General features: G+C 71.7%; 16 protein-coding genes. 4 read left to right on the forward strand and 12 right to left on the reverse strand.

Translation table 11 applies throughout. The features are described 5' to 3' along the window. Nucleotides 1–77: 77 nt before the first annotated feature. The 6 genes from GUI43_RS04765 to GUI43_RS04790 all read right to left on the reverse strand — a co-directional run bounded on the left by GUI43_RS04765 (nucleotide 78) and on the right by GUI43_RS04790 (nucleotide 6,009). Nucleotides 78–1,364 (reverse strand): ABC transporter substrate-binding protein, encoded by a 1,287-nt coding sequence (locus GUI43_RS04765; RefSeq protein WP_112589459.1) that lies wholly within the window; start codon nucleotides 1,362–1,364, stop codon nucleotides 78–80. 85 nt (nucleotides 1,365–1,449) lie between these two features. Then, a complete protein-coding gene (locus tag GUI43_RS04770) occupies nucleotides 1,450–2,562 on the reverse strand; it encodes a branched-chain amino acid ABC transporter permease (protein WP_112698091.1) in 1,113 nt (370 codons plus the stop codon). Next, nucleotides 2,559–3,437, reverse strand: a complete 879-nt coding sequence (locus GUI43_RS04775; RefSeq protein ID WP_112698092.1) for a branched-chain amino acid ABC transporter permease — start codon at nucleotides 3,435–3,437, stop codon at nucleotides 2,559–2,561. Before GUI43_RS04775 ends, GUI43_RS04770 begins: the two co-directional genes overlap by 4 nt. A 30-nt stretch (nucleotides 3,438–3,467) precedes the next feature. After that, nucleotides 3,468–4,190, reverse strand: coding sequence for an ABC transporter ATP-binding protein (locus GUI43_RS04780; RefSeq protein WP_030490741.1), 723 nt, complete (start codon nucleotides 4,188–4,190; stop codon nucleotides 3,468–3,470). Further along, a complete protein-coding gene (locus tag GUI43_RS04785; protein WP_112589455.1) occupies nucleotides 4,187–4,972 on the reverse strand; it encodes an ABC transporter ATP-binding protein in 786 nt (261 codons plus the stop codon). Before GUI43_RS04785 ends, GUI43_RS04780 begins: the two co-directional genes overlap by 4 nt. A 137-nt stretch (nucleotides 4,973–5,109) precedes the next feature. Then, the gene (locus GUI43_RS04790) at nucleotides 5,110–6,009 is read right to left on the reverse strand and encodes an alpha/beta hydrolase family protein (RefSeq protein WP_112605684.1); all 900 of its coding nucleotides are present in this window, start codon (nucleotides 6,007–6,009) and stop codon (nucleotides 5,110–5,112) included. Nucleotides 6,010–6,193: 184 nt separating this feature from the next. Here GUI43_RS04790 and GUI43_RS04795 point away from each other — a divergent pair, with 184 nt between their 5' ends. Beyond that, nucleotides 6,194–8,455, forward strand: coding sequence for a catalase (locus GUI43_RS04795; RefSeq protein ID WP_112698093.1), 2,262 nt, complete (start codon nucleotides 6,194–6,196; stop codon nucleotides 8,453–8,455). Nucleotides 8,456–8,518: 63 nt separating this feature from the next. Here GUI43_RS04795 and GUI43_RS04800 read toward each other — a convergent pair whose 3' ends face one another. Both GUI43_RS04800 and GUI43_RS04805 read right to left on the reverse strand, forming a co-directional pair. Beyond that, nucleotides 8,519–10,561 carry a serine/threonine protein kinase gene (locus GUI43_RS04800; protein WP_112698094.1) on the reverse strand — a complete coding sequence of 681 codons (2,043 nt, stop codon included), beginning with the start codon at nucleotides 10,559–10,561 and terminating at the stop codon, nucleotides 8,519–8,521. Nucleotides 10,562–10,745: 184 nt separating this feature from the next. Further along, nucleotides 10,746–11,618, reverse strand: a complete 873-nt coding sequence (locus GUI43_RS04805) for an LLM class F420-dependent oxidoreductase (protein ID WP_112589451.1) — start codon at nucleotides 11,616–11,618, stop codon at nucleotides 10,746–10,748. Nucleotides 11,619–11,767: 149 nt separating this feature from the next. Here GUI43_RS04805 and GUI43_RS04810 point away from each other — a divergent pair, with 149 nt between their 5' ends. The 3 genes from GUI43_RS04810 to GUI43_RS04820 are packed head-to-tail and all read left to right on the forward strand — an operon-like array spanning nucleotide 11,768 to nucleotide 15,086. Beyond that, nucleotides 11,768–12,925 (forward strand): acyltransferase family protein, encoded by a 1,158-nt coding sequence (locus tag GUI43_RS04810; protein ID WP_112698095.1) that lies wholly within the window; start codon nucleotides 11,768–11,770, stop codon nucleotides 12,923–12,925. Beyond that, nucleotides 12,922–14,064, forward strand: a complete 1,143-nt coding sequence (gene alr, locus GUI43_RS04815; protein WP_112698096.1) for an alanine racemase — start codon at nucleotides 12,922–12,924, stop codon at nucleotides 14,062–14,064. Before GUI43_RS04810 ends, alr begins: the two co-directional genes overlap by 4 nt. Beyond that, nucleotides 14,061–15,086, forward strand: a complete 1,026-nt coding sequence (locus GUI43_RS04820; protein ID WP_112698097.1) for a D-alanine--D-alanine ligase family protein — start codon at nucleotides 14,061–14,063, stop codon at nucleotides 15,084–15,086. Before alr ends, GUI43_RS04820 begins: the two co-directional genes overlap by 4 nt. 19 nt (nucleotides 15,087–15,105) lie before the next feature. On the opposite strand, the gene GUI43_RS04825 is transcribed toward GUI43_RS04820, so the two are convergent. From GUI43_RS04825 to GUI43_RS04840, 4 genes are read right to left on the reverse strand one after another with little or no spacing between them, the layout of a single operon-like run. Beyond that, nucleotides 15,106–15,609: a hypothetical protein gene (locus GUI43_RS04825; protein ID WP_112698098.1), complete on the reverse strand. Its 504-nt coding sequence runs from the start codon at nucleotides 15,607–15,609 to the stop codon at nucleotides 15,106–15,108. Further along, the gene (locus GUI43_RS04830) at nucleotides 15,606–17,066 is read right to left on the reverse strand and encodes an ATP-binding protein (protein WP_112698099.1); all 1,461 of its coding nucleotides are present in this window, start codon (nucleotides 17,064–17,066) and stop codon (nucleotides 15,606–15,608) included. The genes GUI43_RS04825 and GUI43_RS04830 overlap by 4 nt, the downstream gene beginning before the upstream one ends. Continuing rightward, the gene (locus GUI43_RS04835) at nucleotides 17,063–17,755 is read right to left on the reverse strand and encodes a response regulator (protein ID WP_112589441.1); all 693 of its coding nucleotides are present in this window, start codon (nucleotides 17,753–17,755) and stop codon (nucleotides 17,063–17,065) included. Before GUI43_RS04835 ends, GUI43_RS04830 begins: the two co-directional genes overlap by 4 nt. A 16-nt stretch (nucleotides 17,756–17,771) precedes the next feature. Beyond that, the gene (locus GUI43_RS04840; RefSeq protein ID WP_170158675.1) at nucleotides 17,772–18,749 is read right to left on the reverse strand and encodes a phosphatase PAP2 family protein; all 978 of its coding nucleotides are present in this window, start codon (nucleotides 18,747–18,749) and stop codon (nucleotides 17,772–17,774) included. Nucleotides 18,750–18,951 lie beyond the last annotated feature (202 nt).

An 18,951-nucleotide genomic window follows, 5' to 3' on the forward strand; every position in this document is an offset into this window, starting at 1 on the left:
GCAGCACGAGCGCAGCCGTCCGACCGGACGTGGTCAGGCGGGACCACGCCCGGTCGGACGTCGGCGCTGCGGGGCCCTCAGGAGACGGTCGGCACCCCGTTCGCCGGCGGCGCGGCCGGGGTGGCGGTGTACTCGTTGACCGCCCCGTCCGCCTCGTCCGTCTCGTACGCCGGCCCGAAGTAGCTCTGCACTCCCCCACTCACCCGGCTCAGGCGCTGACCGCCGTACCCGGAGTGGTCAGTGGCAGAGAAGCGCAGCGGCACCAGCCCTGGGCCCTGGTAGCCGCCCTTCTGCACGGCGTCCAGCACCTTCTCCCGGGTGAGGTCCTTGCCGGCGGCGAGCAGCACCTGCACGAAGAGGTAGCCGACCGACATGCCGTAGACGGTGTTGCCGTCGAACGGCGCGTCCCCGTTGTGCTCCTTGTTGACCTTCGTGAAGAGCTGGATCCACGGGTTCGCGGTGTCGTTCTGCATCGGGAGGTAGTTGGTGCCGACCATGCCCTCCAGCAGCGGCGCGGCGGCGCCGAGCTGCTTGGCCAGGGTCGGGTGGTCGGCGCCGACGTTGGAGACCAGCCACTGCGGCTTGAAACCCAGCCGTGCCGCAGTGCCGACGGAGAGCGCGGTGAATCCGGGCACTGTGGCGAGCACGACGACCTGGCAGCCGGCCGCCTTGAACGCGCCGATCTGTGGCGCCACGTTGGTGTTGCTGGTGACGTACGTCTGCTTGACCGCAACGGCACCGGCGCCGAGCACCTTCTCCACGCCGGCCAGGCTGTCCCGGCCGAAGTCGTCGTCCTGACCGAGGAAGCAGACCTTCTGGCCGGCCAGGTTCGCCTTCGCGTAGTTGGCGAGGATCTTGCCCTCGACCGTGTAGTCCGGGTTGAACCCGAACGTGCCCGGATACTTGTCCGGCTGGTCCCAGCTGCGGCTGCCGGAGGCGACGAACAGATCGGGCACCCGGTTGCTCTTGAGGAAGTCGAGCACACCGGTGTGCGTCGGCGTGCCCAGACCATTGAGGACGGCGAAGACCTTGTCCTGGAGGACGAGCTGACGGACCACCTGCTGGGTGTTCGCCGGGTTGTAACCGTCGTCCATGATCTTGTAGGTGATCTTGCGGCCGTGCACTCCGCCGTTGGCGTTGACGTAGTCGAAGTACGCCTTCGTCGCCGGGGCGATCTTCGAGTAGCCGGCCGAGGCCGGACCGGTCAGCGGCATGTGGGTGCCGACGACGATCTCGGTGTCGGTGACGCCCGGCACCGACGCCCCGCCGGAGCCGGGGCCGTCGTCGCCGCTACAGCCGGCTGCGGTGATGAGCAGGGCAAGGGTGCTGGCGATCGCGAGGCCGCGATGCGCTTTACGGTGCATGGGAAACACCGACCTTTCTCGGTCCGGTTGTCTGTGGGAACGGTGTGGTGGTGGGGCGCCCGGCCGAGGCCGGACCGAGGACAGCTCAGGAACGCCGGGTCGGCCGCCTGGCCAGTAGCGCCCGGCCGAGACGCGACAGCAGACCCTGCACACCGCCGGGGGCGGCGATCATGACGACGATCAGGGTGAGTCCGAAGATCGCCAGGGGGAGGTTGCCCTCCAGCCGCTGCGCCACCGCGGGTGAGAGCGTGAGCATCTCGGTCACCGAGTGGGTCAGATCGGGCAGGGCGACCAGCAGGACGGCCCCCCACAGCGCGCCGGTCAGTCGACCCAGGCCACCGATCACGACGGCCATCAGCAGGAACAGCGACAGGGTCAGCGAGAACGCCCCGGGTGAGACGCTCTGCGCGAGCACCGCCAGCAGCGCGCCGCCGAGCCCGGCGGTGGCGGCGCTGACCACGAACGCGAGGACCTGGGTGCGGGCCACGTGGATGCCGGCGAGGCGGGCCGCCACCTCGTCGTCGCGGACCGCCCGGAAGGTACGCCCGTACCGGCTGCGGATCAGGTTCGCCAACAGCAGCAACGCGAGCAGGGTGGCCGCGCCGGTGACCCAAAGCTGCCACCGCTCGTAGGGGAAGTACGGGCCGAGCGACAGCGGCGGCGGCTCCACGGGCACCGACAGCCCCTGCTCGCCGTTGAACACGCCGTCGAAGGTGACCGCCAGCGCCGGCACCACAACGGCAACCGCGAGGGTGACCCCGGCCAGATAGGGACCGCGCAGCCGGGCCGCTGCCACACCGACCACAGCGCCGACCGCGACAGTGCTGACGATCGCCGCAGCCAACGACAGCGGCAACAGCCAGCCGCCGGTCATTCCCCGGTCGGCGAACGCGGTCTGGCACAGCGCCACTGTGTACGCCCCGGTGGCCATCAGCGCGCCGTGCCCGAGCGACAGTTGACCGTTGAGCCCGGTGAGGACGGTCAGCCCGGCGGTCGCGCAGAGGTAGGCGGCCACGGTGGCGAGCTGGAAGTTGCGGAACGGCTCGACGGAGTAGCTGACCGCCACCAGCAGCAACCCGGCGGCCAGCACCACGGCGAGGTGGCGCAGCAGTGTGGAGCCGTGTCGCCGGTCGACCGGTCGGCCGCCCTGTTCGTCGAGCTGCTCCTTCGGCGGCAGTGCCGCCCTCGTGGCGCTCACACCCGCCTCGCCGCGACCGGGGCGAACAGCCCACCGGGCCGGACCAGCAGCACCGCCAGCAGCAGTACCAGCACCGCGAGCGGGGTCAGGTCACTGCCGGCGTAGCCGCTCACGTAGGAGAGCAAGAGCCCCACCACCAGCCCACCGACCACCGCCCCCGGTGGACTGTCCAGCCCGCCGACCACCGCCGCTGTGAACGCCGAGACGAACACCAGGTCCATCGCGTGCGGGTGCAGGCCCAGCTCGGTCGGCAGGACCAGCATGGCGGCCAACGCGCCCACCCCGGAGGCGAGCGCCCAACCGAGGGTCAGCATCCCACCGACGTTGACCCCGAGCAGCCGGGAGACCTCCGGAGCGAAGGCCGCCGCGCGCATCCGCAACCCCACCGGGGTACGGGCGAACATCCAGGCCAGGCCACTGACCACCACGCCGATCGTGGCGAAGACGAACAGGTCGTACGGGGACAGCACGGCGACGCCGCCCACGGTGAGGGCGGACCGGCTGAACGGGGCCTCGGCGGGGCGGAACTCGCTGCCGTACACCATGCCGAGCACGGCCTGGATCAGCAGCACCAGCCCGAGCGCGACGATCACCGGGTTGAGCGGTGAGGCGTGATCGACGTGCCGCATCACCGCACGGTCCACCAGCGCACCGAGCAGCAGGCCGGCGACGATCGCGACCACGAAGCCCAGCCAGTAGGAACCGGTCGCGGTGCTGACGGTGTAGGCGACGTACGCGGCGGCGACGGCCATCGCTCCCTGGGCGAAGTTGACGACCCGCGCCGCCCGCCAGATGAGCACCAGGGCCAGTGCGAACGCGGCGTACACCGCGCCCCGGGACAGGCCGTCGACGGTGAGGAAGACGAAGCGGTCCAACAGTTCTCCCTCCGGGGGACGAGGTGGTGGTCAGAAACCGAGGTACGCGTGGCGCAGGTCGACGTCGTCGCGTAGCTGCACCGCCGGGGCGGCGATCACCACCCGGCCGAGGGACATCACGACGCCCTGGTCGGCGACGGCGAGCGCGCTGCGCACGTTCTGCTCGACCAGCAGGACGGTCAGCCCGGTGCGGTCGCGCAGTTGGCGGAGCAGGGCCATGGTCCGGGCGACCACCCGTGGCGCCAGGCCGAGCGACGGCTCGTCCAGCAGCAGCAGACGGGGTCGGCCGACCAGGGCCCGACCGAGCGCGAGCATCTGCCGCTCGCCGCCGGAGAGCTGGTGACCGAGGTGCCGACGGCGTCGGGCCAGCGGCTCGAAGAGCTGGTAGACCTCGTCGAGGGCCCGCCCGGCGTCGGCCCGGTCGCGTCGCCACAGCCCGCCCAGTCGCAGGTTCTCATCGACGGTCAGCTCGCTGATCACGCCCCGGCCCTCCGGGACGTGCGCCATGCCGCGTCGGACGAGCTGTTCCACCGGCGTACCGCGAAGGTCCTCTCCGGCCAGCAGGACCTGGCCGGCGGCCGGGCGGATCATGCCGGAGAGCGCGCGCAGGAGAGTGGTCTTTCCGGCGCCGTTGGCGCCGACGACCGCGGCGATGGTGCCGGCCGGAACGGTGAGGTCGATTGCCCGCAACACGGGCGCGGCACCGTAGCCGGCGACCAGCCCCCGCACGACGAGCAGGTCGGTCGCGGTCATTGGGAGGCCTCCTCGACGGTGGCACCGAGGTACGCGTCGGTGACCGCGGGGTCGTCGCGGATCTCGTCCGGGGTGCCGGCGGCGATGACCCGGCCGAAGTCGAGGACCACGAGTTCGTCGCAGACGGCCATCACCAGGTCCATGTGGTGCTCGACCAGGAGCACGGCGCAGGGGTCGGTGTCCCGTCGGGGCAGTTGCCGGACCAGCTCCGCCAGCTCGGCGATGTCGTCCGCCCCGAGGCCACCGGCCGGCTCGTCGAGCAGGAGCAGCCGGGGCCGGGCGGCGAGCGCGCGGGCCAGGGCGACCCGCTGGCGTACGGCGAAGGGCAGGGTGGTCGGCGCGGCCTCGGCGTGCTCGGCGATGCCCAGCTCGTCGAGGATGGCCAGGGCGTCCCCGCGGAGCCGGCGCTCGTCGCGGTCACTGGCCGGCAGCCCGAGCAGCGCGGGGACGAAGCCGGCACGGGCGGTGTGCGAAGCGCCGGTCATCACGTTCTCCAGCACGCTCAGCCCGGCGAAGAGCCCGGTGCCCTGCAGGGTCCGGGCGATGCCGAGCCGGGTCAACCGGTGCGGCCGTGGCCGCAGCGGCCGGCCGTCGAGGGTGAGTGAACCCGTCTCCGGTGCGACGAAGCCGCAGATCACGTTGAACAGCGTGGTCTTGCCGGCGCCGTTGGGCCCGATGACGCCCACCACCCGGTTGGGTGGCACCCGCAGGGACACGTCGTCGAGGGCGGTGAGGCCGCCGAAACGGACGCCGATGTGGTGCAGTTCGAGGCCGCGCTCCATCACCCATCCCTCTGTCGTGGCGGGTGTTTATTTACACTCGCAGTGTACGTTTCTCGGGTTTGGCGTCAAGACCTTCAATGCCCCCTTTACGCACGTGGACGGGGCGGCCGCCAGCAGCGACCGCCCCGTGACCGCCGTCAGGCGCTGGGACAGGTGTTGCGGTACTCCTGGATCTGCGAGCCGCTCGGGCCGGGGCAGAGGAACTGCTCGTAGCGGGTGTCGTCGTCGACGAACCGCTTCAACCAGGCCACCATCTGCCGGGCGGTCGGCGTGTTCGTGGTCTGCGGGAAGAAGTGGCTCGCCCCGTTCAGCTCCAGGTACGCCTTCTCGGCGGAGGCCGGGATGCTGTTGTAGAACGGCACCGAGTGCGACGAGACCGGCGCGACGGAGTCGCTCTCGCCACCGACGATCAGCGTGGGCACCCGCAGCTCGGACCAGCTCTTGTCCAGGTTCCACGGTGCCAGCGGCACCGCGGCCTGCAACGACGGCCGCGACGAGGCCGCCTCCAGGCTGCCCCCGCCACCCATGGAGTGGCCGGCCACCGCGAGCCGACTGCTGTCGATCCGGGTGCGCACCGAGCTGCGCTGGGTGAGGTAGTCCAGCGCGGCGAGCAACTGCCGGCCCCGGCTGTCCGGCTGGTCCAGCCGACTGTTGGTTTCGATGCCGATCACCACGAAACCGTGCGAGGCGATGCGTGGTCCGAGCCAGCTGATGCTGGACCAGGCGGCGGTGTAACCGGGCGAGATGGCGATGGCGCCGAAGGTGCCCTCGCTGGTGCTGGTCGGGTAGTAGATGACGCCGCCGCCGAAGCCGGTGACGCTCAGCGAGGACACGCTCTGCGAGGACGTCGCGAACGGGCCACGGCTGGCCTCCAGGATCGCCGTGGTCGGGGCGGGGCCCCGCTCGTACGGGCCGGCGGCCTGGGCGGCGCCGGACGATCCGGCCAGGACGCCGCCGGCGGCCAGGACGGCGGCCAGCGCGAGCCGGGTGGCACGGGCTGCGACGGAACGGGGACGGGTGGTGGTTGGTGAGGACACGTCGGGCACTCCCTAAAGTCGAGGGATATCGACGTGTGTCAGTTTTGGCTGCTCCGCCGATCCCGGCATCGGCGAAATCACCAGTCCCGGCGCAGGATGCCGAGATCAGTCGTGTTTCGACCCTCTGACCTGGGGTAGCAGGGCAGGCGCCGGCCCGCACACGCGCCATGGAGAGGTTCTTTCAGTGGATTCCAGCAAGCCCGCCGAGGCGGTCAAGAACGTCGTGAAGACCGCCTCAGGAAAGATCGCCGATGCCCTCACCCCGGACGTCCCCGGCGCGCCGGGGAGCGCGCCACCGCCGCTTGAGGAGCCGACGACGCCGCACGACCCGCTGCCGCCGAAGTCGGAACAGGGGGCACCGCAGACGCGCACGCCGACCGGCGCGGAGACCGGCGCGCCGACGATCGCGAACGGCCAGCAGGGGGCCTACCTCACGACCGCGAACGGGGCGCGGCTGCGCGACACCGACCACTCGCTCAAGGCCGGCCCGCGCGGCCCGGTGCTCCTCCAGGACCACCACCTACGCGAGAAGATCACGCACTTCGACCACGAACGTATTCCGGAGCGCGTGGTGCACGCCCGGGGTGCCGGCGCGCACGGTGTGTTCACCGCGTACGGCACCGCCGAGGCGGTCACCCGGGCCGGCTTCCTCAAGAAGGGACGCGAGACCGACGTCTTCGTCCGGTTCTCCACGGTGCTCGGTTCGCGGGGTTCGGCCGACACGGTCCGCGACACCCGTGGCTTCGCCACGAAGTTCTACACCGACGAGGGCACCTTCGACCTGGTCGGCAACAACATCCCGGTCTTCTTCATCCAGGACGCGATCAAGTTTCCGGACATCATCCATGCCGGCAAGCCGCACCCCGACCGGGAGATCCCGCAGGCGCAGAGCGCCCACGACACCTTCTGGGACTTCGTGTCGCTGCACACCGAGGCGCAGCACCACACCATCTGGAACATGTCCGACCGGGGCATTCCGCGTTCGTACCGGACGATGGAGGGCTTCGGCGTGCACACCTTCCGCCTCGTCAACGAGGCCGGGGAGACGGTGCTGGCCAAGTTCCACTGGAAGCCGAAGCTGGGCGTGCACTCGCTGACCTGGGAGGAGGCGCAGCTGATCGGCGGCATCGACCCGGACTTCCACCGCCGCGACCTCTACGACGCCATCGAGGCCGGCGCGTACCCCGAGTGGGAGCTGGGCATCCAGGTCTTCCCGGACACTCCCGAGGAGACCTTCGCCGGCATCGACCTGCTTGACCCCACGAAGATCGTGCCGGAGGAGCTGGCCGAGGTGCAGCCCATCGGGCGGCTGGTGCTCAACCGGACGCCGACGAACTTCTTCGCCGAGACCGAACAGGTCGCCTTCCACCTCGGTCACCTGCCCCCGGGCATCGACGTCACCAACGACCCGCTGTTGCAGGGCCGGCTCTTCTCGTACGTCGACACGCAGCTCACCCGGCTGGGCGGGCCGAACTTCACGCAGATCCCGATCAATCGCCCGCACGCGGCCGTGAACGACATGCTGCGCGACGGCTTCCACCAGCACGCCGTGCACGCCGGCGTCGCGCCGTACCGACCGAACTCGCTCGACGGCGGCAACCCGTTCCCCGCCGGGGACGCCGAGCACGCCTTCGTCGACGTGCCGGTCACTGTCGCCCAGGCACCGAAGGTACGCGCGAACCCGGCCTCGTTCGACGACCACTACAGCCAGGTCCGCCTGTTCTGGCTGAGCATGTCGCCGGTCGAGAAGGAACACATCATCCGGGCGTACACCTTCGAGCTGGGCAAGTGCTACCACCAGACGATCAAGGAGCGTCAGCTGCAGAGCCTCGCCAACATCGACCCGGTGCTGTGCGAGCAGGTCGCCACCGGCCTGGGCCTGCCCGCACCCCAGCCGACCGTGCCGCTCCCCGACGTCACGCCCAGCCCGGCGCTGTCGCAGGTCGGTCGGGAGTGGCCGAGCGACGGCCGGATGGTCGGGATCGTCGTCGACCCCGACGGCGACCTGGACGGCGTCGACGAGGTCCGCAGGGCCGTGTTCAGCGCCGGCATGGTGCCGCTGCTGATCGCCCCCCACGGCGGCATGGTGGGCGACCTGCCGGTGCAGCGCACCTTCGCCACCGGCCGGTCGGTCGAGTTCGACGCGGTCCTGCTGGCCGGAGCGCCGGCACCCGCACCGGATGCCCTGCCCGCCCGCGACGCCAAGGCGGGCACGCCGGCCCCGGCCACCGTGGACCCCCGCGTGCTGCTGCTCGTCGAGGAGTCCTGGCGGCACGCCAAGGCGATCGGCGCCTGGGGCGCCGGCGTCACAGTGCTGGAGCAGGCCGGCGTCGCCGGCACCCCGGGCGTCGTGGCGGCGGGCTCGGGCGCCGAGGCGCTGACCGCGGTGCAGCAGTTGATGGCCGCGCACCGGGTCTGGGAACGGTTCCCCGCCGCGGTCGCCTGATCCAACCACCGACGAGGGCCGTCCTCCGCACCACCGGGAGGACGGCCCTCGTCGATATCCGGTCTATCGCCGGGTCCACTCCAGATGGCTCGTGTCGGCGCTACAGCTGCGCTGCTCGATCATCGCGCCGTTCGCGGTGCTCTGGCCGACAGTGCCCAGGCACAGTCCGCTGTGCGCGTTGACGAGTTGCCGGGCCTCGTTCAGGGTGAACTGTTGCGCCGGGGTCGTGTTGCAGGTGGTGAGCTGGATCGCCGCCCCGGCGTCGCTGGACGCGCCGAGCACGTCCAGGCAACGCCCACCCAACTGCACGCTCCTGTCCGACCGCATCGACCAGAGCTGGTGGGAGGCGCGGTCGTCCCGACAGTCCCAGATCCCGAGCCGGACCGGGTCGGGTGAGTCCGGCGCGCTGACGTCCAGGCACCGCTTGCTCGCCACCCCGACGAGCCGGTTGCCCGACCGCGCCGGGGGCACACTCGGAGTCGGTGACACTCGACGGTCCGGCGTGGCGGACGGGGTCGCCCCGCCCGCCGTCGACGCCGGCCGGAAGCCCGCGGTGACCTCCCGGAACGCGTCCGCCCCGGCCACCGCCCAGGCGGGCTCGGGTGTCAACCAGGCGATGCTGTAGCCCAGGCGCTCACCCGTCGTGAAGGTGCGCTGGCGCCCGCGCATCGCGGTACCCGCCTCGCTGGTGTAGACCCACTCCAGGTCGGCAGCCTTAAGCTGGTAGTTGACGGCGATCAGCTCGATCCGGCGGTAGTCGCGGTACCGCTCACTGACGGCCGGTCCGCCGAGTTCGGCCAACGGGTCGCTGCGCGGCGAGTCGGTCTGGCTGACGACCAGCATCCGTTCGCCGCCCGGCTCGTGGAGTTCGACCCGCTGCCCGCGTCGGACGATCTGCCAGTCGCGCGGCGCCGGCATCGAGAAGCCGCTGCTGTCCCGGTAGACCGACCACGAGATTGGCTGGAGCGCAGCGGTCGTCGGTGCGGCACCGGGCGTCGACGGCGTACCCGGCACGGCGGCGTCCACCAGCTCGGCCCCTCCCCCGGCCGGCCGTGACGCACGGCGGGTGGCCAGCGGAACCGCGACCGCCAGGCCGAGCGCGACCACTGCCGCGAGACCACCGAGGACCCAGGTCCGCCGTCGGCGGGCCGGTCCCCGACCGGCACGATCCGCCGCCACCGGGGCCGACGACCGGGGTACGCCGGGCGCGCCGACCGGATGGGCCGTGACCGCCGCTGGTGCGGGCGCCGGACGCCACGTCACCGCGATGGGCGACCGCGGTGTGCCGTCCAGCGCCGCCCGGAGCAACTGCTCGGCCGCGTCGGCGTCCACCCGCTCGGCCGGGTCCTTGCGCAGCAGACCGGCCAGCACCGGTGCGAGCGGTCCCGCCCGTCGCGCCGCGGGTGGGGGCTCGGTGACCAGCGCGGTGAGGCTCATCAGACTCGACGGCCGGGCGTACGGCGACTGGCCCTCCACGGCGGCGTACAGGGTCGCGCCGAGCGACCAGAAATCCCCCTCCGGACCCACCGTGCCCCGCATGGCCCGCTCGGGAGACACGTACGCGGGCGAGCCGAGCACCACACCGCTGAGGGTCAGGTTCACGTCCTCGACGGCGGTGGCCAGGCCGAAGTCGGTGAGCACGATCCGGTCGTCCGCGCCGACGAGGATGTTGGCCGGTTTGACGTCGCGGTGCATGATCCCAGCGCGGTGGGCGGCACGCAGCGCGCCGAGCACGGCCAGCCCGATCTCGGCCGCCCGCACCGGCGGGACGGGACCGTCGGTGGTGATGGTGTCGTGCAGCGAACGGGACGGCACGTACTCCATCACGATCTGCGGGTCGCCGTCGGCGCTCAACAGCACATCGAAGACCCGGACGACGTTGACGTGGTCGAGTTGCGCAATTGCCCGAGCCTCCCGAAGTGACCGGACCCGCAATTCCTGTCGCGCCTCAATGGTCAGGCCGGGGGGCGGAACGATTTCCTTGATGGCGACGTCCCGTTGCAGCATTCGGTCGCGGGCTTTCCACACTCGACCCATTCCGCCCTGGCCGATGAGCTCGACGACGTCATACCGATCGGTAACAAGAAGCGGTAACATCTGCGACACCCGGAGAGGCTACCTGGCACGTCGTCGAACAATTTCCGGCAGTCGAAGCGAACCGCCATATGTGATCCGGCTCATCCCCGCCGGCAACGTCGTTCGTGGAGCCGAAGCCGGCGCGGGCGCACCATTGATCCCCCAGGAATTGGCCAGTCGTTCACAATGGCCGCCCGCACCCCTCGTGGCGGAATCAGGCGATGTCGGCCAACCGGGGCAGCACCTCGTCGCCGAGCCGCTGCGCGAACTCGACCGGGTGCCGATCCGGTGTCACCTGCACCTCGCTCACTCCGAGCGCGGCGTACTCGGCCACCTCGGCGAGAAACGCGTCGGTGTCGTCCAGCGGCGCCTGCGAGGCGACCACCGTCTTCTCGATGGTGTCGTAGTCGCGGCCCTCGGCGGCGCAGTGCCCGCGCAGCACATCCAGCTTGCGCGCGACGTCGTCGATGCCGCCGCGGCCGAACAGGTTGCAGGCGTCGGCGTACCGGGCCACCAGCAGCAGGGTCTTTTTCTCGCCGCCGCCGCCGATCATGATCGGCGGGTGCGGGCGGCTCAACGGCTGCGGCGAGTTGATGGTCTCGGCGAGCTGGTAGTGCTGCCCGTTGAACGGGCCGTCGTCGGCACTCCACATCTGAAGGCAGATGCGCAGCGTCTCCTCCAACCGCTCGAACCGCTCGGCCACCGGGACGACCGGCACGCCCAACCCGAGCTGCTCCCGCTCGTACCAGGAGGCGCCGATGCCGAGGCGGGCCCGGCCGCCGGAGAGCACGTCGAGGGTCGTCACGGTCTTGGCGAGCAACCCCGGGTAGCGGTACATCACGCCGGTGACCAGCACGCCCAGCGTCATCCGCTGGGTCATGGCCGCGACGTAGCCGAGCGTGGTGTACGCCTCCAGCATCGGCTCCTCGGCCGCGAACACCGCGTCCATCTGGAAGAAGTGGTCCATCACCGTGAACGACGCGACGCCGGCCTGCTCGGCGACTGTCGCCGTCTGCGCCAGGGTCGGTGCGATCGCGGCGGGGTCGGCCGGGGTCGAGTAGTTCCAGTAGTGCAGCCCGAGCTTCATGTTCGGCACCTCCGCAACGAGCCTAGTGCCGCCCGGCGTCCGCCGGGGGCGGCTCGGAACCGCCCACGGATTGGGTCCGGCGGCGTCCATTACCAACTCATGACAATTCGTGGATCACGTGCGGATATCCGGCTGGCAGCTTTCGGTGAGTGATCCGACAGCTGACCGAGTCCCGGCCCGCCGAGCTGGAGCCCGACGCGACGCGCGTCCGGTTCCGCCACCGGCAACGGAGCGGCCCTGCCCCTGCCTCCGCACCCGCGCCCGCCGCCGGATCGCACCGGGCGGAGTGGGCCGATGCCGCGAAGGGTGTCTGCATCATCCTCGTCGTCCTGTGGCACGTCGTCGTGAAGGACTACCTCCAGATCGACTGGCACATCGGCGTACCGGTGCCGGGCTTCTGGGGAACCCTGGGTGAGCAGTTCCTCCCGCTGCGGATGCCGCTGTTCTTCACCATCTCGGGCGTCTTCGCGGCGAACGCCGCCCAGCGGCCGTGGCGGGTGGTCGCCCGCAGCCGGATCGCCGGGTTCCTCTACCTGTACGCCGTCTGGCTGCTGATCCACACGGTGGTCCTCGCCGCCGCGCCGGGACTGCCGACCGACCGGGCCACCTCGGCGCTCGGCCTGCTGCAGCAGCTCACCATCACGCCGTCCAACCTCTGGTACCTGTACGCCCTGGCGCTGTACTTCACGATCGCCAAGGCGACCCGCAGGCTGCCCCGGGCGCTGGTCCTGGTCCCCGCCGCCGCGCTGTCCGCCGTCGCCGCCGCCGGCCTGCTCGACACCCCGGGCAACCGCGCCGGCCTCTACCAGAACCTGGTCTTCTTCCTCGCCGGCCTGTACCTGCGGCCGCAGATCCAGCGGTGGGCCGCCACCGCAAGCCGCCGCCGGCTGTTGCTGACCTCGGGTGGCTACGTCCTGGCGCTCACCGCGATGGCGGTGACCGGCGCACAGCAGTGGTTCGGGGTGTGGCCGGCGGTGTCCGTGGTGGCAGTGATCTTCGGCATAACCGCCGCTGCCCGGCTGTCGCGGTGGTCGGCGCTGAGCAGACCACTGGCTAGGCTCGGCCGCATCACCCTGCCGATCTACGTCATTCACATGCCGGTCCTGGCCTTGCTGCACCGGCTGTTGCTGGTACCGGTTTCCGGGCTGGGTGGGTCCGCTCAGGGCCTGATCGTGCTCGGTTATCCGATTCTGCTGAGCGGGCTGGTGATCGGTCTGAGCCTGGCCGTTCACCGCGGGCTGCTGGCGGTTCGCGCGGGCTGGCTGTTCGCGCTGCCCGGCACGCGCCGGGTGGAGGCGACCGGATGAGCGCCCTCGCCGAAGCCCTGATCGACCTGGACGCGATCGCCAGCAACGTGCGGACTATCGCGTCGGTCACCGGCACCGGACTGATGGCCGTGGTGAAGGCCGACGGGTTCGGCCACGGCGCGGTGCAGGTGGCCCGGGCCGCGCTGCGCGCCGGCGCCTCCTGGCTGGGAGTGACCTCCTCGGCCGAGGCGCTGACCCTGCGCGAAGCGGGTGTGACAGCGCCCACCTTGAGCTGGCTGCACGGCCCGAATGACGACTTCGGTATGTTGATCAAGGGTGGCGTCGACATCGGCGTGTCCACGACGACGCACCTGCACGCCGTCGCCGACGCGGCCCGTCTGCTCGGCGCACCGGCAATGGTGCAGCTCAAGGCGGACACCGGGTTGTCCCGCAACGGGGCCGCCGGGGACGACTGGCCCGAGTTGGTCGGTTGGGCCCGCAAGTACGAACGAGAGGGCGGGATCCGGGTGCGCGGGGTGTGGTCCCATCTCGCCGACGCCGACCTGCCGGGCGCCCCCGCGCTCACCCGTCAGGTGGCGATCTTCGAGGAGGCGCTGCGGACCGCACGGTCGGCTGGCCTGGGCCCCGATCTCGTCCACCTGGCCAACTCGGCGGCCGCGCTCTCCGCACCACGGACCCGCTTCGACCTCTGCCGGATCGGGATCGCCCTCTACGGCGTGGACCCGTTCGGCGTGAGCGGTCCGGGCGAGTTCGGGCTGCACCCCGCGATGACCCTGCGAACGAGCGTGGTCAACGTCAAGCGGGTGCCGGCCGGCACTGGCGTCTCCTACGGGCCCGAGCACGTGACCGGCACACCGACCACGCTGGCGCTGCTGCCGCTCGGCTACGCCGACGGGCTGCCCCGGGCTGCGGGTGGCCGTGCCTCGGTGTGGCTCGCCGGCCGGCGGTGCCCGATCGTCGGGCGCATCGCCATGGACCAGTGCGTGGTCGACGCCGGGGATCTTCCCGTGACGATCGGCGACCCGGTCGTGGTGTTCGGCCCGGCCGAGGGTGACCAGCGCCCCCCGACGGTCGTCGAGTGGGCCCGCTGGGCCGACACCAACCCACACGAGATCTTGACCGGCATCGGGGCCCGGGTGGCCCGCGAGCACCTCCACGGAAGGGCACGGAACTCATGACAACCCGACTGGCAGTGCTGTACGGCGGGCAGAGCGGCGAGCACGAGGTGTCCTGCCGCTCGGCGGCGAGCATCCTCGCCCACCTGGACCGTGAGCGGTACCAGGTCACCGAGGTGCTCATCGACCGCGACGGCGGGTGGCACGTCGGCGGCCGACCGACGCCCCTGCCGGCGGCCTTGCGCGTCCTGCGCGCCCAGGACGTGGTGTTCCCGGCCCTGCACGGCCCGTACGGCGAGGACGGCACCGTGTCGTCGCTGCTGGAATGGCTCGGCGTGCCGTACGTCGGCAACGGCGTCTTCGCCAGCGCCGCCGGCATGGACAAGGGGGTCACCAAGCGGCTTCTCGCGGCGGAGGGCCTGCGGGTCAGCCCGGGGGTGACCCTGCGTCCCGGCGAGGCCCTGTCGCCCGAGGATCAGCGTCGGCTGGAACTGCCGGTCTTTGTCAAGCCGGCCCGGGCCGGGTCGAGCCTGGGCGTCGTCAGGGTGGACGACTGGGCGGGAGTTCCCGCCGCGCTGGAGCAGGCCCGCCAGGTCGACCCGAAGGTGCTCGTCGAGCAGGGAGCACGGGGACGCGAGATCGACGTGGCCGTCCTCCAGCACCCGGACGGCCGGGTGCAGGCCGGCCCGCCGCTGGAGATCCGGGTGACCGGCGCCGGCTTCTTCGACTACGACGCGAAGTACGACGGCGGGGCGATCTTCCAGATTCCCGCCCCGCTCGACGCGGCGACCACCGAGGTGCTTCAGGACCGTGCGATTCGCGCCTTCCAGGCCCTCGACTGCCGTGGGCTGCTGCGGGTCGACTTCTTCCTGCCCACCGAGGGGTCGCCCGAGCCCATCGTGAACGAGGTCAACACGTTCCCCGGCTTCACCGCCGCGTCCCAGTTCCCGCAGATCTGGCAGCAGGCCGGCATCGGCTTCGCCGCCCTGATCGACATCCTGATCGCCGGCGCGCTGGCCGACCAGGACCACGGCCACCACAGCGGGTTGCCCCGGCCGGCCCGAGCGGTCGACCACCTGGTGTGAGTCGGCGGTCGGTGCCCGGTCACCTGATCGGGCACGCCCGAGGCCCTCGGGCGCCGTCCGACCCGACGATGGCGACGGTGGTGGCGGTGTTCGCCGCGCTGACCTGCGCCGCGGCGGCGACCGTCGTGCAGATGATCTGGTCGGCCGCGTGCGCTGACAACGCCTGCGCGGCGATGTTCGCCCGCACCGTGAGATCACCGGACCGACCGGCTCCCGCCGTCACCGTGACCGGGTCGAGCCCGGCCGGAACGTCGCTGGTGAAACCCTGGGCGCGTTCGTTCTCCTGCGGACCGGCCGCGAGCAGCGAGAGCGCGGCGGCGGGCGACGGGTCCGTGTTGACCGGGCGGAGGACCAGCACCAGTTCGCCCTGCGCGAGAAGATAGACCCAGGTGCCCTGGGCGGGGCCGCTGATCGGCGGGCGACCGGTGATGACCGCGCTGGGCCGTACCCCACAGCCCGCCGCGAGCAGCGTCAGAAGCAGTCCGCCGGCGAGCAGCGCGCGGCCCGTCCGTCGGCCGGTCACGGGGCACCTCCGGTGTCCGCCGTTTCGCGGGGCAGGCGGAGGGTGAACACCGCGCCGCCGTGGGTGCCGTTGCCCGCGACGAGACTCCCCCGTCGCTCGCCGTGGCGGTGCAGGCGCGCGTTCTCCCAGGAGATGGCGAGACCGAGGCCGCTGCCCTCGGAGCGGGTTCGCGCGGTGTCGGCCTTGTAGAGGCGGTCGAAGACGTGCGGCAACACCTCCGGATCCAGTCCGGGCCCCCGGTCGGCCACCTCGATGGTGACCCAGTCCGGGTCGGCGCGCAGGCGCACCGACACCGGCTCGGCACCGTGCCGGAAGGCGTTGCCGACCAGGTTGGCGACGATGACGTCCAGTCGGCGGGGGTCGAGTCGGGCCACGACGCCGGGTGGCAACTCCGTTCGTACCCGGTCCAGCCAGCCGCGGATCCGCACTGTCGCGGTCACCGCCGCGGCCACGTCCACGTCGTCCAGGGCGAGCCGCGCGGTGCCGGAGTCGAACCTGCTGATCTCGATGAGGTCGTTGACAAGCTGGGTGAGGTTCTGCGTCTCCTGGCTGACCAGCCGGGCGGCCCGGCCCGCGTCCCCGGGCAGGTGTTCCGCCTCCTCGTCGAGCACGTCGGTGACCGCCGTCATCGCGGCCAGCGGTGTCCGGAGTTCGTGCGAGACGTCGGCCACGAAGCGGCGGGCGTCGGATTCCAACCGCCGCAGCTCGCCGACCTGCCGCTCCAGCGTGCCCGCGGTGTCGTTGAAGGTCCGTGCCACATCCGCCAGCTCGTCGGCGCCGCGGACCGTCAACCGGGTGCTCAGGTCGCCCTCACCGAGGCGGCGCGCAGCCCGGCTGAGGTCGCGGACGGGTCGCAGGACTCCGCGGGCGGACAGCAGGGCCAGCAGGACGGCGAGGACCAGGGACAACCCGCCGGTCAGCCACGCCCTGGTGGCGAGCTGGTCGATGCTCTGCTGCTCGGGCACGAGATTGCGCACCGAGTAGACCTCCACCCCGGACGGGCGGGACGTGCCGTCCGGGCGGTCCAGCGCCAACTGGGTACCGATGAGCAGCGCGGGCTGTCCGGCGAGTGAGACCCGCTGCCAGGCGATGCGACCGTCACGGACCTCCTGCCGCAGCTCCGGGGTGAGCGGGTCGGTGATTTCGGAGCCGCCCTGTGCCCGCATGTCCCGGTAGAGGACCACCGCGAAGCTCTCCCGGTCGCTGAGGCGCTGGGCCAACAGTTCGAGGTCGTCCTGGGTCGGCGGAAGCTGGGCGATCGGGTAGACCTTGGTGAGCTGGTCGGTCAGTGACATCACCGCGGCGTCCTGCGCCTGCTGCAGGATGACGTTCCGAGCCTGGAAGTAGCTGCCACTGGCCACCGCCACCGTCGTGGTGACGCCCAGCAGCGCGAACGCCAGGACGAGCCGGACCCGTAGACCCGAGACCCACGCGCCGACCCGGCGCCATCGTGTCACAGCGGCCCGAACCGGTATCCGAAACCACGCACGGTCTGGATGTAGACCGGTGCCGACGAATCGACCTCGATCTTGGCGCGTACCCGCTGGACGCACGCGTCCACGAGTCGCGAGTCGCCGAGATAGCCGTGCTCCCACACGGCCTCCAGCAGCTGCTGGCGGCTGAGCACCTGGCCCGGCGTGTGCGAGAGTTCGAGCAGCAGCCGCAGCTCCGTCGGGGCGAGGCTGACCGGCGTTCCGTCCTTGCTGACCACCAGCGCGGCCCGGTCGATGGTCAACGCGCCGTGCTGCTCCAGGCCGGCCCGGTCGCCGCCGCGCCGCGAGTCGCCACCGGTCCGGCGCAGCACCGCGCGGATGCGGGCCTCCAGCACCCGGGCCTGAACGGGCTTGACCACGTAGTCGTCGGCGCCGGCCTCCAGGCCCGCGACCACGTCCATGTCGTCGTTGCGGGCGGTGAGCATGATGATCGGCAGGTCGCCGAGCTGCCGGATCCGGCGGCAGACCTCGAACCCGTCCATCCCGGGCAGCATGAGATCGAGGACCACGACATCGGACGGGGTCGTGCGCAGCCGCTCCAACCCCTGCTCACCGGTGCCCACGGCATGCACGGTGTGGCCCTGTCGGGTGAGCGCCAACTGCAGTCCGTCGCGCACCGTCTGGTGGTCCTCGATCAACAGCACCTGGGACATGTCGTCAAGTATCCCATCATGAGATCTTTCGGGTTTCGGTCGTCGGCGGTGGCTGCGCGGGGTTCCGCGGGGAGAGCGGCACCGCGAAATCCGTCGAACGCACCAGGAACACCACAGCGCCCACCAGGAACATCGTCGACGCGGCAGCGGCCACGATGGCGATCAACAAGCCGCGCTGCACCGACGCGGCCAGACCGGGCACGACCACCAGCAGCGCCCAGACCAGCACCACCAGCCCAACCCCCGCCTCGGCCAGCCGGCGCCAGAGGCTGCCGCCGCCCGAACCGCCGGTCGGGTCGCGGTCGCCGGACCGGGCCACCAACGCGGCCGCGGCCAGGCAGAACACTGTCACCCCCAGCAGTACGCCACCGAGCACGTCGCTGAACCGGTGCCAGCCCGCGATCATCGTGGCGGAGGCGATCACCGAGACACCCACCGCGCCCGGCGCCGCCAGCCAGCGCCGGGCCCACCCGGGCAGGACCAGCATGAACGCCAGCAGCAGGGCGGTCGCCGCCGCGACATGGCCGCTGGGGAAGCTGTTGTGGGTGGTGGAGCTCAGGATCTGCAGATCCGGGCGGGGCAGCTCCGATTTCACCGCGCCGGCCAGCAGCACCGCGCAGACGACAATGCCCACACCGACGACCCCCGCCACCAGCCGCCGGCGGAGCAGACCCACCAGCAGCACCACACCGAGCAGGGCCGCGATGAGGCTCGGGCTGCCGAAGGTGGCCAGCACGGTCTTTGCCGGGCCCACCAGCACGGTCTGCTGCTCGTACCCCCCGCCCCGCTCGGCGCGCGGCAGGAGCACCCCGTCCAGCCACTGCCCGGGGTACGTCCGCACGAAGACGACGGCGGTGAGGGTCAGGGCAACCAGACCGGACAGCGCCGCCGCGAGCAGTCGGAGCCCCAGCGGCACCGCGGCGCGAGCGTGCGGCAGCGGTCGCGCCGGACCGGGCGTCGACCGCCCGACGGAGTACAACGATCCGATGGACATGGCGACCATGCTCGCCCCGGCAGGTCCGTACCCCGTCCTCGGATTGTCTTGGTTCTGTCACAACCACCCCCGCCGCTTCCGGAAAAGCGGATCGTCGGCGGTGGGCCGGGGGGGACCTGGACGGCGCGGCGGGATTCACGTGCTTACATGCGACCAGGTTTTACCCAGCCGAGATCAGTCACCACTAGGGTCAGGACGCCGA

The organism is Micromonospora noduli (genome assembly GCF_003264365.1).
In the GTDB taxonomy this organism is placed as follows: Bacteria; Actinomycetota; Actinomycetes; order Mycobacteriales; family Micromonosporaceae; genus Micromonospora; species Micromonospora noduli.